The 13,531-nt window shown below is 75.0% G+C and carries 13 protein-coding genes; 8 read left to right on the top strand and 5 right to left on the bottom strand.

From position 1 onward, the window contains the following. The first annotated feature begins 55 nt into the window (after nt 1-55). Entirely contained in the window at nt 56-1,144 is a 1,089-nt protein-coding gene (locus tag AC1050_RS05865; RefSeq protein WP_482386422.1) for an NAD-dependent epimerase/dehydratase family protein, read from the top strand. Nucleotides 1,145-1,163: 19 nt separating this feature from the next. On the opposite strand, the gene AC1050_RS05860 is transcribed toward AC1050_RS05865, so the two are convergent. Beyond that, complete coding sequence (locus AC1050_RS05860) at nt 1,164-2,318, bottom strand: acyltransferase family protein (protein ID WP_482386421.1); 1,155 nt, start codon at nt 2,316-2,318, stop codon at nt 1,164-1,166. An 82-nt stretch (nt 2,319-2,400) separates the two neighbouring features. On the opposite strand from AC1050_RS05860, the gene AC1050_RS05855 reads away from it, so the two are divergent. Then, nucleotides 2,401-3,534 carry a glycosyltransferase family 4 protein gene (locus tag AC1050_RS05855; protein WP_482386420.1) on the top strand — a complete coding sequence of 378 codons (1,134 nt, stop codon included), beginning with the start codon at nt 2,401-2,403 and terminating at the stop codon, nt 3,532-3,534. A gap of 42 nt (nt 3,535-3,576) precedes the next feature. Here AC1050_RS05855 and AC1050_RS05850 read toward each other — a convergent pair whose 3' ends face one another. Continuing rightward, nucleotides 3,577-4,191 carry a dTDP-4-dehydrorhamnose 3,5-epimerase family protein gene (locus AC1050_RS05850; RefSeq protein WP_482386419.1) on the bottom strand — a complete coding sequence of 205 codons (615 nt, stop codon included), beginning with the start codon at nt 4,189-4,191 and terminating at the stop codon, nt 3,577-3,579. A 103-nt stretch (nt 4,192-4,294) separates the two neighbouring features. Between AC1050_RS05850 and rfbD the strand changes: the two genes are divergently transcribed. Then, nucleotides 4,295-5,140, top strand: a complete 846-nt coding sequence (gene rfbD, locus AC1050_RS05845) for a dTDP-4-dehydrorhamnose reductase (protein WP_482386418.1) — start codon at nt 4,295-4,297, stop codon at nt 5,138-5,140. 48 nt (nt 5,141-5,188) lie between these two features. Here the strand turns inward: rfbD and rfbA are convergent, their stop codons facing one another. Continuing rightward, nucleotides 5,189-6,061, bottom strand: a complete 873-nt coding sequence (rfbA, locus tag AC1050_RS05840) for a glucose-1-phosphate thymidylyltransferase RfbA (RefSeq protein ID WP_482386417.1) — start codon at nt 6,059-6,061, stop codon at nt 5,189-5,191. 116 nt (nt 6,062-6,177) lie between these two features. On the opposite strand from rfbA, the gene AC1050_RS05835 reads away from it, so the two are divergent. Beyond that, entirely contained in the window at nt 6,178-7,125 is a 948-nt protein-coding gene (locus AC1050_RS05835; protein ID WP_482386416.1) for a glycosyltransferase family 2 protein, read from the top strand. Here AC1050_RS05835 and AC1050_RS05830 read toward each other — a convergent pair. Beyond that, nucleotides 7,097-8,032: a lysylphosphatidylglycerol synthase domain-containing protein gene (locus AC1050_RS05830; protein WP_482386415.1), complete on the bottom strand. Its 936-nt coding sequence runs from the start codon at nt 8,030-8,032 to the stop codon at nt 7,097-7,099. The two genes, AC1050_RS05835 and AC1050_RS05830, sit on opposite strands and share 29 nt — an antisense overlap. Nucleotides 8,033-8,069: 37 nt before the next feature. Here AC1050_RS05830 and AC1050_RS05825 point away from each other — a divergent pair, with 37 nt between their 5' ends. The 3 genes from AC1050_RS05825 to AC1050_RS05815 all read left to right on the top strand — a co-directional run bounded on the left by AC1050_RS05825 (nt 8,070) and on the right by AC1050_RS05815 (nt 12,244). Further along, nucleotides 8,070-8,852 (top strand): class I SAM-dependent methyltransferase, encoded by a 783-nt coding sequence (locus tag AC1050_RS05825; protein WP_482386414.1) that lies wholly within the window; start codon nt 8,070-8,072, stop codon nt 8,850-8,852. Between the two features lie 40 nt (nt 8,853-8,892). Next, nucleotides 8,893-10,095: a mannose-6-phosphate isomerase, class I gene (gene manA / locus AC1050_RS05820; protein WP_482386413.1), complete on the top strand. Its 1,203-nt coding sequence runs from the start codon at nt 8,893-8,895 to the stop codon at nt 10,093-10,095. A 70-nt stretch (nt 10,096-10,165) separates the two neighbouring features. Continuing rightward, nucleotides 10,166-12,244, top strand: a complete 2,079-nt coding sequence (locus AC1050_RS05815) for a hypothetical protein (protein ID WP_482386412.1) — start codon at nt 10,166-10,168, stop codon at nt 12,242-12,244. A gap of 9 nt (nt 12,245-12,253) precedes the next feature. Here the strand turns inward: AC1050_RS05815 and AC1050_RS05810 are convergent, their stop codons facing one another. Next, nucleotides 12,254-13,003 (bottom strand): TIGR03089 family protein, encoded by a 750-nt coding sequence (locus AC1050_RS05810; RefSeq protein ID WP_482386411.1) that lies wholly within the window; start codon nt 13,001-13,003, stop codon nt 12,254-12,256. A gap of 254 nt (nt 13,004-13,257) precedes the next feature. Between AC1050_RS05810 and AC1050_RS05805 the strand changes: the two genes are divergently transcribed. After that, nucleotides 13,258-13,521, top strand: coding sequence for a WhiB family transcriptional regulator (locus AC1050_RS05805; protein WP_454050407.1), 264 nt, complete (start codon nt 13,258-13,260; stop codon nt 13,519-13,521). Nucleotides 13,522-13,531 lie beyond the last annotated feature (10 nt).

Genomic DNA, 13,531 nt, shown 5'->3' with positions numbered 1-13,531 from the left:
CCCGACACCGACGCACGGCGGACGACCCGCCGGCACCCGACGAGAGGACCCCGCAGTGAACGCGCCCACGCCCGCCCGCACGCCCCAGGAGGAGACGGTCCTCGTCACGGGCGGGGCGGGCTTCATCGGCACGACGATGTCCGCGGACCTGGTGCGCACGTTCGGGCGCGTGGTCGCGCTCGACAACCTGCACCCGCAGGTGCACGCCCGCCCCGAGCGCCCGGCCGACCTGGCCGAGGGCGTGGAGCTCGTCGTCGGCGACGTCACCGACCCGGCCGCGTGGGACGCGCTGCTCGCCGACGTCCGCCCGGACGTGGTGGTCCACCTCGCGGCCGAGACCGGCACCGGGCAGTCGCTCACCGAGTCCACCCGGCACGCCGAGGCCAACGTGGTCGGCACGACCCAGATGCTGGACGGCCTGCGCCGCGCCGGTGTCCGCCCGCGCCGGATCGTGCTGTCCAGCAGCCGCGCCGTCTACGGCGAGGGCGCCTGGCGCCGCGCCGACGGCTCGCTGTTCCTGCCGGGGCAGCGCACCGCGGAGATCCTCGAGCGGCACGAGTGGGACTTCCCCGGCGCGGAGCCGGTGGCGATGTCGGCCGCGACCACCCGCCCGGCACCGGTCAGCGTCTACGGCGCCACCAAGCTGGCGCAGGAGCACATCATCACCTCGTGGGCGAACTCCGAGGGCGTCGAGGCGGTCGTCCTGCGGCTGCAGAACGTCTACGGGCCCGGCCAGTCGCTGACCAACTCCTACACCGGGATCATGGCGCTGTTCTGCCGCCTGGCCCGCGAGGGGACCTCGATCCCGCTGTACGAGGACGGCGCCGTGCGGCGCGACTTCGTCCTGGTGGACGACGTCGCCCGGGCGCTGCTGGCCGCGACCACCGCGCCGGCACCGGGCAGCGACCCGATCGACATCGGCTCGGGGGAGCACCAGACGATCGCCGACGCCGCGCAGCTGATCGCGCAGTTCTACGGCGCGCCCGCTCCGCACGTCACCGGCCAGTACCGGCAGGGCGACGTCCGGCACGCGTGGGCCGACGTCACCCGGGCGGCCGAGGCCCTGGGCTGGGCCCCGCAGGTGTCGCTGGCCGAGGGCGTCGACCGGCTCGCCCGCTGGGTCGACGAGCAGCAGGGCGCCTGACCGCCCGCCCGCCCCCGCGTCAGACCGTGGCGGGGGCGGGCTGCGCGGTGGCCGTCGTCGAGCGGCGGGCCCAGCGCATCGCGGGCCGCTCGACGAGCAGCCAGCTCGCGATCGCCAGGGGTGCCGTCGCGGCCAGCGCCAGGACGTCGAAGACCGCCAGGGGCAGCGTGTCCGCCCCGCCCAGGACCAGCAGCTGCTGCACCGGGAAGGCGTAGATGTACACGCCGTAGGACACGTCGTGCCGGCGGAGCAGCCCCGGGATCGGCAGCACCGAGCCGAACCAGATCAGGGCGTAGGCGAGGAACGGCGCGGTGAGCTGGGCGCCCCAGCCGTCCAGCAGCCAGACGGCACCGGCCACCACGGCGACCGACACCGCCGCGGCGACGGCGCTCATGGGCAGCCGGTGCCGCAGCCGCTCGACCAGCGCGCCACCCAGGAACAGCGGCAGCAGCTTGAGCAGCAGCTGGGCGTCGTAGTTGCCGCCGAGCAGCGTGCCGACGCCGTGCGCCCAGCCCGCGTGGCCGAGGACCGACAGCAGCCAGGCCCCGGCGAGCGCCCAGGTGCTGCGCCGGACGAAGCCGACCAGGGCCAGCACACCCACGACCAGGTAGCAGAGGAACTCGTAGTAGAGGCTCCACAGCGAGCCGTTCCAGGCGCCCGGGTACGGCACGCCGGCGGGCGTCCCGGCGACGTCGTACACGTTGATCCGCAGGAACAGGTTGCTGAACACGTAGTTCGCGGGCGTCGTGCTGGTGGTCAGGTAGCCGTCCAGCGTCCCGTGCGCGGCGAGGAAGCCGATCGGACCGAAGACCACGACCATCACGACGAGGCAGACCACGAACGCGGGCAGGATGCGCGCGACGCGGTGCACGAGGTAGGTCGACAGCGGGTTGCGCCACCGGCTGCCCGTGATGAGGTAGCCGCTGACCGCGAAGAAGCCGAAGACCGCCCAGCCGCCGAGGTTCTCGCCGTCCACGTGCGGGCCCTCGCCGCGCCCGGCGATGTAGTAGGCGTGCGCGTGCAGCACCAGGGCCGCCAGGCCCAGCCGGACGACGTTGAGGCCGTTGCGGCGCGGGTCCAGCTGGTGCCCCTGCCAGCGGCCGAGCCGCGCGGTGGGCGCCGGACGGACGTCGGTGCGGGCGGGCGCCAGCTCCTGCGGGGTGGCGGCCGTCATGCGGGCGTGCCGGGGATCGCGGGGTGCATGGCGGACATCCTCCCGCATCCCCGGCCCGGCGCGGCGCACCTACGATGTGCCGGTGCGAGTTCTGTTCGATGCGACGGCCATCCCCGCCGACCGGGGCGGCGTCGGCCGCTACGTCGACGCCCTTCTCCCGGCGCTGGCGGACGAGGGGGTGGACCTGCGGGTGGTGTGCCAGGCCCGGGACGCCGACCAGACCGCCGCGCTCGTGCCCGCCGCCGACGTCGTCACGGTCCCGGCGGTCGTCGAGCGCCGGCCGGCCCGGCTGGCGTGGGAGCAGTCGGGGCTGCCGGCGCTCGCGCGCTCCGGCCGCACCGACCTGCTGCACAGCCCGCACTACACCGTCCCGCTCGCCGCCCCGGTCCCCGTGGTGGCGACGCTGCACGACGCCACGTTCTTCAGCCACCCGCAGCTGCACTCGCCGGTCAAGGCGCGGTTCTTCCGCACCTGGACCCGGCTCGCGGTCCGCCGGGCGGCCGCGCTGGTGGTGCCGTCCCGGGCCACGCGCGACGAGGTGGTCCGGTACGTGCACGGCGACCCCGCACGGTTCACGGTGGCGTACCACGGCGTGGACACCGCGATCTTCCACCCGGTCGACGCCGCGGAGCGGGCCCGCGTCCGGGCCGCGGTGGGCCTGGCCGAGGACGAGCCGTACGTCGCGTTCCTCGGGACCCTCGAGCCCCGCAAGAACGTCCCCGCGCTGATCGAGGCGTGGGTCCAGGCGTGCGCCGGCCTGCCGGGCACGCCGCCGGCGCTGGTGCTGGCCGGTGGCGCCGGCTGGGACACCCGGGTGGACGCCGCGATCGCGGCGGTGCCCGCGGGGCTGCGGCTGCTGCGCACCGGCTACCTGCCGCTCGGCGACCTGGCCGGGCTGCTGTCCGGTGCCGCGGTGCTCGCGTACCCGAGCCTCGGCGAGGGGTTCGGGCTGCCGGTGCTCGAGGCGATGGCCTGCGGCGCCGCCGTCCTGACCACGCGGGAGCTCTCGCTGCCCGAGGTCGGCGGGGACGCCGTGGCCTACACGGGGACGGCCGCGGGGCAGATCGCGGTCGCGCTGCGGGAGCTGCTGGACGACGCCCCGCGCCGGGTGCACCTCGCGGCGGCCGCGACGGAGCGGGCCGGCACCTTCACCTGGCAGGCCGCCGCGCGGGCGCACGTCGCCGCCTACGAGCAGGCGCTGGCCGCCCGCCGCTGAGGACGGGGCGACCAGCGCCGGAGGAGCTGCTGCGCGGGCCGGTCAGGCCAGGCCGGCCAGGTACGCCTGCACGGTCGCGTGGTCCGGCAGCAGGCCGGCCGCGCGGGCGTCGGCGAGCGACGGAGCCGCGAGGTCCTTGTCCGACAGCTGCGGGGTCAGCGGCGAGCCGTCGCGCCCCTGCGTCGGCCAGTCGATGCCGACCTCCGGGTCCAGCGGGTGGATGCCGTGCTCGCGACCGGGCGAGTACCCGGTCGAGCACAGGTACATCACCGTCGAGTCGTCCTCCAGCGAGAGGAACGCGTGACCGAGGCCCTCGCCGAGGTAGATCGCGCGGCGGTCGACGTCGTCCAGCAGCACGGAGTCCCAGGTGCCGAAGGTCGGCGACCCCACGCGGATGTCGACCACGACGTCCAGCACAGCGCCCTTGGGGCACGTGACGTACTTGGCCTGGCCCGGGGGCACGTCCGCGAAGTGGATCCCGCGCAGCACGCCCGCCGCCGACACCGAGAGGTTCGCCTGCTGCAGGTCGAACCGGTGGCCGGCCGCCTCCGCGAACGGGCCGCCCTGGAACGCCTCCAGGAACACGCCCCGCGGGTCACCGTGCTGGGTCGGCGTGATCTCCCACGCGCCGGGGACGCTGAGCGGGCGGTATGTCATGGTTCTCCTTCGTGCGGCGGGTACGCGGCACAGCCTATCCAGCCGGGTAGGTTGGACGAGGTGTCCGCCCGGACCGGGGCGGACGGGACGGACAGGAGACGACGTGCGGTGGTTGGTGGTCGGCGCGACCGGCATGCTCGGCAAGGACCTGCTGCGGGTGCTCGGCGAGCGCGGGTACGACGCCGACGGGCTGGGCAGCGCCGGGCTCGATGTCACGGACCCGGCGGCGACCCTCGCCGCGGTCCGCGGCTACGACGTCGTGGTGAACTGCGCCGCGTACACCGCCGTGGACGCCGCCGAGACGGACGAGCCGGCCGCCTTCGCCGTGAACGCCGTCGGCCCGGCGAACCTCGCGCGCGCGTGCGCCGCCTCGGGGAGCCGGCTCGTGCAGATCTCGACCGACTACGTCTTCGACGGCTCCGCGACGGACCCGTACCCGGCGGACGCGCCCGTGGCGCCGCGCTCGGCCTACGGCCGCACGAAGCTGGCCGGCGAGTGGGCCGCGCGCGCCGGGGCGGACGACGTGCTCGTGGTCCGGACGGCGTGGCTCTACGGCGCCCACGGCGGCTGCTTCCCGAAGACGATCGCCCGGGTCGCGCGCGAGCGCGGCGGCCTGGACGTGGTCGACGACCAGGTCGGGCAGCCCACCTGGACGGCCGACCTCGCGGAGCTCGTCGTCGCGCTCGTGCAGGCGCAGGCGCCCGCGGGCACCTACCACGGGACGTCGTCGGGCCAGGTGAGCTGGCACGGCTTCGCGCAGGCCGTCGTGGGCGCCGCGGGCCTCGACGAGCAGATCGTCCGGCCCACCACGAGCGCGGCGTTCACCCGGCCCGCGCCGCGCCCCGCGTACTCGGTGCTCGACCACGCGAGCGTGCGCGCCGCGGGCGTCGAGCCCATCGGCGACTGGCGGGAGCGCTGGGCCGTGGCCGCGGAGTCCGTCCTCGGCTGAGCGCGACCCGTGCGGCGCGGGGCCCCGGACCGGGGCCCCGCGCCGGCGTCAGTCCCGGCCGTCGGCGAGCAGCCCCAGCAGGTACGTCCCGTACCCGGACTTCACCAGCTTCTCGGCCCGCTCGCGCAGCTCGTCGTCGCTGAGGAACCCGCGCCGCCAGGCGACCTCCTCCGGCGCGCCGACCTTCAGGCCCTGCCGGTGCTCGATCGTGCGGACGTAGTCGGACGCCTCGAGCAGGGAGTCGAACGTGCCGGTGTCGAGCCAGGCCGTGCCCCGCGGCAGCACCTCGACCTGCAGGCGACCCTGCTCGAGGTAGGCGCGGTTGACGTCGGTGATCTCGTACTCGCCACGCGCCGACGGCTCGAGGTCGCGGGCGATCGCCACCACGTCGTTGTCGTAGAAGTACAGGCCGGGGACGGCGTAGGGCGACTTGGGCTGCGCGGGCTTCTCCTCGAGCGACAGCGCCCGGCCGTCGGCGTCGAACTCCACGACGCCGTAGGCGGTGGCGTCCGCGACCCGGTAGGCGAACACGGCGGCGCCGTCGATGCCCTCGAACCGGTTCAGCTGCGAGCCGAGGCCCGGGCCGTAGAAGATGTTGTCGCCCAGGACCAGGGCCGCCGAGTCGTCGCCGACGAAGTCCGCCCCGAGCACGAACGCCTGGGCCAGGCCGTTGGGCTCCGCCTGCACGGTGTAGCTGATCGAGATGCCGAACTGGGATCCGTCGCCCAGCAGCCGGCGGAACTGCTCCGCGTCGTGCGGCGTCGTGATGATCAGCACGTCCTGGATCCCCGCGAGGATCAGCGTGGACAGCGGGTAGTAGATCATCGGCTTGTCGTAGACGGGGACCAGCTGCTTGCTGACGCCCAGGGTGATCGGGTGCAGGCGGGTGCCGGAGCCTCCCGCGAGGATGATGCCGCGCATGGGCACACAGTCTGGCCCATCGGGGCGGTTCCCGGGGGCCACCCGGGTCCCGGGCACGGGTGAGGTAACCTCGGCAGTCGCCCGAACGCCGGCTCCTCCCTCGATCCAGGAACGTGATGAAGGTCTTCGTCCAGATCCCCTGCCTCAACGAGGAGGAGACGCTGCCCTCGGTGCTGGCGTCGATCCCGCGGGAGATCGAGGGGGTGGACGAGCTCGAGATCCTCGTGATCGACGACGGGTCGTCCGACCGCACGGTCGAGGTCGCGCGCGAGCTGGGCGTGACGCACGTCGTGCGGCACTCGCGCAACATGGGCCTGGCGCGCTCGTTCCGGGACGGCGTCGACTACGCGCTGGCGCACGGCGCCGACATCGTGGTCAACACCGACGGCGACAACCAGTACCCGCAGGACCGGATCCCGGACCTGGTCACGCCGATCATCGAGGGTGTGGCGGACATCGTGATCGCGGACCGCCAGACGGCCACGATCGCGCACTTCTCGCCGTTCAAGCGCCTGATGCAGCGCGTGGGCAGCGCGGTCGTGAACAAGGCGGCCGACACGCGGCTGCCCGACGCGGCGAGCGGGTTCCGGGCGTACTCCCGCGCCTCGCTCTACCGGCTGAACGTGGTCACGGAGTTCTCCTACTGCATGGAGACGATCATCCAGGCGGGGCACAAGCGGCTGCGGATCGCCTCCGTCCCCGTGACCACCAACGCGAAGACGCGCGAGTCCCGGCTGTTCAAGAACATCTTCCACCACATGGCCAAGTCCGGGTCGGCCATCGTCCGCAGCTACCTGATGTTCAAGCCGTACGTCATCTTCGCGACGCTCGCCGTCGTGTTCGGCGTGCTGGCGCTCATCCCCATGGTGCGGTTCCTGATCATCTGGATCCTGCAGGGCGACAACTCGGGCAACATCCAGTCGCTGATCTTCGCCGCCATCATGTCCGTGGCCGCGCTCCTCGCCGGCGCGCTCGGGGTGCTCTCCGACCTGCAGCGCACCAACCGGGTCCTCCTGGAGGACCAGCTGGAGCGGATCAAGGAGATCCAGTACGGGTCTCGCTAGCGGGGGTCGATGCCCCGCGCGCCCGGACGGCGGCGCCGGCCGCGACCACCGCGTCCGCGACCACCATCGCCACCCGGCTGACCAGGGCGACGAGCAGCGCGTCCGGCCGGCCCATCAGGCCGCTCAGCGCGAGCACCAGAGCCGCTTCGCGGGGCCCGGCGCCCGCCGGCGCGATGATGACGACGAACCCGACCACCCACGCGAGCGCGAACGCGCCGGCGGCGATCACCACCGCGGTCGCCCCGCCGTCCGGGTGGAGGTCGGTCACGAGCAGCGCGGCGTGCGCCCCGAAGAGCAGCCACATCGCGAGGGACCACGCCGCGGACGCGAGCAGGCCGCGGCCGTCGACGCGGACGGTGTCCGGGCCGCGCCGCGTCACGCGCATGAGGAGCGCGACCGCGCGGTTGAAGACCGGCGGCGCCAGGCCGACGACGCCCACGGGGACCACGGCGACCGCCCACCAGTACTCGGTCAGCGACCCGGGGGCTCCCGCAGCCAGGCAGACGACCGCGAAGGCGCCGCCGACGACGACCATCACGGCCATCGCCCCGAGCGCCACCACCGCGCTGCGCGCGCGGGAGATGCGGTGGGCCTTGCCGAGCTCCGCCTGGGCGACCACGGTCCACACGCTGCCGGGCACGTACTTGCCCAGCTGGCCGTGGAAGTAGATCCTGGCCGACGCCATGACGGGTGGCACCGGACCCGTGCCACCCAGCAGGGCGCGCCACGACAGCATCTGCGCCACCAGGCCCGCGACCGCCGCCACGGTGGCCAGCAGGACCGTGGACAGGCGCAGACGCGTCATCGCCTCGGCGAGGTCGTCCCAGTTCCGGACGACGGACACGACGAGCAGCGCGATCGCGAGGGCGAAGAACGCTGCTCCGAGGATCTTCCGCCACGAGCGCATCGCACGAGGATAGGCGCGGCACGTAGCATCTCCGACCATGGCCATGGAGGAGGACCGCCCGACGGCGGCAGGAATCGGCGAGATCGCACGGTCGGCGTACGTGGCGGTGTCCCGCGGGGCGCGCGGCGTGGCCCAGCGCACCGGGGTGCTCGGGCGGCTCGACAAGGCGTACCGGGAGGACCCGGTGAGCGTCCGCGGCCACCTCCGGACGCTCGCCGCGATCCACGACGTCGAGGACCTCGTCGCGCTGGACGTGCCGTGGTGGACGTACCCGGCGATCGCCGCGGTCGAGGAGCACCTGACCTCGCTCGGCGGCCGGGCCCGGGTGTTCGAGTACGGCTCCGGGGCCTCGTCGGTCTGGCTCGGCCGGCGTGCCGCGGAGGTGCACAGCGTCGAGCACCACGTCGGGTTCGCCGAGGTGATGACGACGGTCCTCGCGGAGGCCGGGCTGGACGGGACCGTCGACCTCATCACGGTCCCGCCGACGACGTCCGCCACGCCCCGGATCCCCTCCACCCGCCGCGGCGAGCAGGGCCGGGACTACGCCGACTACGTCCGGTCGATCGACGACGTGCCCGGCGAGTTCGACCTGGTGGTCGTCGACGGCCGCGCCCGCGGAGCGTGCCTGGAGCAGTCCGTGCGCCGGCTCGCGCCCGGGGGGATCGTGCTGTTCGACGACAGCCAGCGGCCGCGGTACCGCGCCGCGATCGACGGCAGCGGGCTCCGGGTCGTCCGCCACCGCGGCTGGGTGCCGTCCCTGCCGTACCCGCGGGAGACGGCCGTGCTCAGCCTGTCCCCGGCCGCGGGCGGCTCGCGCTAGCATCCGAGCCGCCGCCGGCCGATCTCCGACGAGGAACCACGTGTACCGCCTGACGAACGCCATCCAGAACTACGCCTGGGGCTCGCGCACCGCGATCCCGACCCTGCTCGGGACCGAGGTCACCGGGTCGCCGGTCGCCGAGGCGTGGTTCGGCGCGCACTCCAGCGCGCCGTCGCACTGCGTCCGCGACGACGGCCGGCCCGGCGCCCCGATGACGGACGTCATCGCCGCGGACGCCGCGGGCGTGCTGGGCGAGGACGTGCAGGCCCGGTTCGGTGCCGCCCTGCCGTACCTGCTCAAGATCATCGCCGCCGAGACCCCGCTGTCGCTGCAGGTGCACCCGCACGTCGAACGCGCACGCGAGGGCTACGCGGAGGAGGAGGCGGCCGGTGTCCCGGTCGACGCCCCGCACCGCAACTTCCGCGACCGCAACCACAAGCCCGAGCTCGTGTACGCGCTCACCCGGTTCGAGGCGCTGTGCGGGTTCCGAGCGCCGCGGCGTGCCGCGGAGCTCCTGAAGGACCTCGGTGCGCCGCTCACGGACGAGCTGCACGCGATGCTGGCGGACCGTTCCGGCGCCGCCGGGATCGAGGCCGTGTTCACCTGGCTGCTGCGTCCGGAGACGCGGCCCTCGGCCGAGGACGTCGGCGCGGTGGCGGCGGCGTGCGCCGCGCGTCTCGCCGACGGCTCGCCGTCGCCGCGCGCCGACCGCACCGTCGTCCGGCTGCAGGAGGCCTACCCGGGCGACCCCGGCGTCGTCACCTCGCTGCTGCTGAACCCGGTCACGCTGCACCCGGGGGAGGCGCTGTTCGTGCCGGCCGGCGGCGTGCACGCCTACCTCAGCGGCACCGGGGTCGAGATCATGGCGAGCTCGGACAACGTGCTGCGCGCGGGCCTGACGCCCAAGCACGTGGACGTCGACGAGCTGCTGCGCAACGTCGACTACGTCGCGGCGCCGCCGATCCGGATCGCCCCCGAGCGGTTCCACGGCGCGACCCGCGTCTACTACGCACCCGTCGACGACTTCGAGCTGTCGGTGACAGGGGTGTCGGACGAGCTGGTGCACCCGCTGCCCGGGCGCGGACCGCGCGTGCTGCTCTGCCTCGAGGGCCGGCTGGTCGTGTCGTCGCAGCACGACGGCGAGCTCGAGCTGACCCGGGGCCAGGCGGCGTTCGTCCCGGCGTCGGACGGGACGCTGACGGTGCAGGGCGACGGCACGGTGGTCCAGGCCGACGTCCCGTGACGTGACCGGCCCGCGACGGACCAGGGCCTCCGTGCGGGGAGGCCCCGCCGCGGAGCGGTGGCGTTCCGCGGTGCTCGCGCTGCCCGACCGGGTCGCGGTCGCGCTGGGGCTGCTCGGCGTCGTCGCGGTGCTGGCGGCCCAGGTCGGCCAGCTCCGGCCGCTGGTCGTCCTGCCCGCGGCCGGCCTGCTGGTCGCGACGACGTGGCGGCTGGTCCCCGGCCTCGCCGACACCCCCCGTGACCGGGGCCCCCGTGCGGTCGCGGCGGTGGTCGCCCTGCTGCTCGTGGTGGCGGCCTGGCTGGCCGTCGGCGCGCGGTTCGCGGCGCAGTACGTCGTCGTCAACCGGGACCCGGGGTTCCTGACCCTGCGTGCCCTCTGGCTCGCGGACCACCCGTCCGCCCTCGTCCCGGTCGGGTCCGCCGAGCAGGCTGCCACGGCCGTCGCGGGCGCGAGCGCCGGCACGGAGGCGTTCTGGCTGCAGGACGGGCTGCTGCACGCGCAGGGCAACACGATGCTCCCCGCGCTCCTCGGGATGCAGGGCTGGCTCGGTGGGGAGCGCGCGGTGCTGGCGGGCAACCTGACGATCGGCGCCGTCGCGCTGCTCGCCGTGTTCGCCGCGGCGCGCCGGTTCGCGGGGCCGCTCTGGGCGCTGCTGCCCACGGCCGCGATGGCGCTGAGCCTGCCGTTCCTCACCTTCACCCGGGCCGCGTACACCGAGCCGCTGACGGTCGCGCTGCTCTGCGCAGGCCTCGCGGTGGCGCACGGGGCGTTCCGCGCCGGCCGCGGCGCCGCCGGCTCCCACGGGCTCGTGGGCGTCCTGGTCGGCGCGGTCGCGGCCGCGCGGATCGACGGGGCGGTGGTCGTCGTCGGCCTCGCACTGGGCTACCTGGTGGTCGGGGCGTCGCCGCTCGGGTCGCACGACCGGCGCGCCGCCGTCCGGTCGGCGCTCGCGGCACTGGCTGCCGCGGTCGCCATGACGGCGCTCGGGGTGCTCGACGTGCTCCGGCTCAGCCCCGAGTACGTGCGCGAGCACGCGGACCAGCTCACCGCGCTCCTGGCTGCTGCGGGTCTCGTCGTGGTCGTCGTGGTCGTCCTGCTGCTGGTGCCGTCCCGCGTGCTGCGGGGACCCCGCCTGCTCGCGCTGCGCCGGCGCCACGGCCTGGGCGACGTCGCGGCCGGTGCCGTGGTCGCGCTCGTCCTGGTGCTCGCCACTCGTCCGCTGTGGTGGCAGGGGAGGGCGTTCGACCCCGCCTCGGGCCTCGGCTACGCGGTCCAGGTGCTGCAGTCGGCTGCCGGGCAGCCGCTCGACGGCGCGCGCTCCTACGACGAGCAGACGCTGGCGTGGGTCGTCTGGTACCTCGGTCTCCCCGCGGTGGTGCTCGGGTTCGTGGGTCTCGCCCTGCTCGCGCGACGCGGCGTCGCCCGCAGGGACCCGGCGGTGGTCGTCCTGGTCGCCGTGGTCGCGGTGGCAGCGGTCTTCCCGCTGGTGCGGCCGAGCATCACGCCCGACCAGATCTGGGCGGTGCGGCGCCTGCTCCCCGCGACGATCCCCGGCCTGCTGATCGCGGGGACGTGCGCGCTGGACGCGCTGCGGGGCGCACCCGCCGTCGGCCGCGACCGCCGGCGCGGGTGGCTCGGTGCCGGGAGCACCACCCTCCGCCGCGCCGTCGCCGCCGCGCTCGCCGCCGCCGTCGTCGCCTTCCCGCTGACCACGTGGCGCCCCGGCGCGTCGGTCGTCGAGCTCTCCGGCCGCGCGACCCAGGCGCACGCCGTCTGCGACGCGCTGGCCGACCTCGGCGTCGAGCGCGTCGTCTGGACGCACTCGAGCCCGTTCCGCTACCTCGCGACGCTGCGGGTGCTGTGCGACGTCGAGGTGGTCGAGGTCCTCGAGCCGCCGAGCGCCGCCGACCTGGCCGCGATCCGGCGCGCGTGGGGCGACGAGCCGGTCGCGGCGCTGTCGTTCGACGTGACCGACTACCCGTGGACCGAGCAGCCCGCCTCGTCGGTCGGCGGGACGGCCTCCACGACCCTGGGCCGGACCCTGGTCGGGGTGCCCCGCACCGTGGACACGTCCTGGAGCGAGGTCTGGGTCGGTCTGGTGCAGCCCGACGGCTCCGTCAGCCCCGCACTTGTGCAACCGGCCGGCTGAGGGCGCTGGTCAGAGCCGGGCGGTGACGCGCTCGGTCGTCGCGATCCGGTCGGCGCGGTCGGGGCCCTCGCCCGGCTCGGGGTGCAGCAGCACGACGGAGCCGCCACCGGCGAGGACCCCGAGCACGGTGAGCAGCACCGCCGGGGTGGCCGACCGCTCGTCGCCGACGGTCAGCAGCGTCCGGGTGCCGGCCGGCACCGGTGCGGCGCCGAGCGCGTCCGCCACCAGCCGGTCGTGCGGGACGGGGGTCGCGCCCAGGTCGAGGGCGTCGCGGGCCGGCTCCACCGCGGGCACCCACCCGATCACGTCGCCGTAGGTCATCACCGACTGCGCGGCGTCCAGCGCCCCGGCCGGCAGGTCGCCGTCGAACCGGCGCGCCAGCGCGGGCAGGGCCACGGCGACGACCCCGGCGTGCCGGGGCAGATCCAGCGCGCCGGGCCGGTCGGAGACCACCACGTCGGCGCCGGACGGCGCGCCGACGGCCACGGTCGCACCGACGCGCCAGGTGGCGAGCGCCCACACCACGGTCCGCCAGTGCGGTGGCAGGTCCAGCAGCACCCGCGTCCCGGGCCCGGCGTCGAGCTCCTCGACGAGCAGGTTGGTGGTCTTGCTCACCCAGTTGTCGAGCACCGAGCCGGACAGCTCGATCCGCTCGCCGGCGGGGCCGTACCAGGTCAGCCGCGGACGGCCCGGCTCGCTGAGCAGGGAGGGGAGGACGTCCGCCACGGAGGCGGCGGGGCGGGGCGAGGAAGAGGGCACCCCGGCAGCCTAGGTCCGGCGTGACCATCAGCAATCGGACATATCACCCGGCAAGCGCTTCATTACCAGTCTCCCGCTTGACTACGCGGAACGACACGCGTGTAATTCCCTCAGCGGACGGCTCAGCGCCGACCGCGACCGGCCGATCAGGTGACCGGTAGCGACGCACGACGGGGGAGGCACACATGTGGAGTCTGCTCGACGACGAGGGACCCTTCCCGACGGAGGCGACCAGTCCTCAGGGTGACACGACCATGGCCAGCGTGCTGCCCATGTTCGGCACGCCCGAGGACGACGGCATCATGGGCTGGCAGGAGCGCGCGCTGTGCGCCCAGACCGACCCCGAGGCCTTCTTCCCGGAGAAGGGTGGCTCGACCCGCGAGGCGAAGAAGGTCTGCACCGGCTGCGAGGTCCGCGCGGAGTGCCTCGAGTACGCGCTGGCCAACGACGAGCGGTTCGGCATCTGGGGCGGTCTGTCGGAGCGGGAGCGCCGCAAGCTCAAGCGGCGTGTGGTCTGAGTCGCGTCCC

This window comes from Cellulomonas sp. NEAU-ZC6 (genome assembly GCF_056844425.1).
This window is presented reverse-complemented; position numbering and strand designations above follow the sequence as displayed.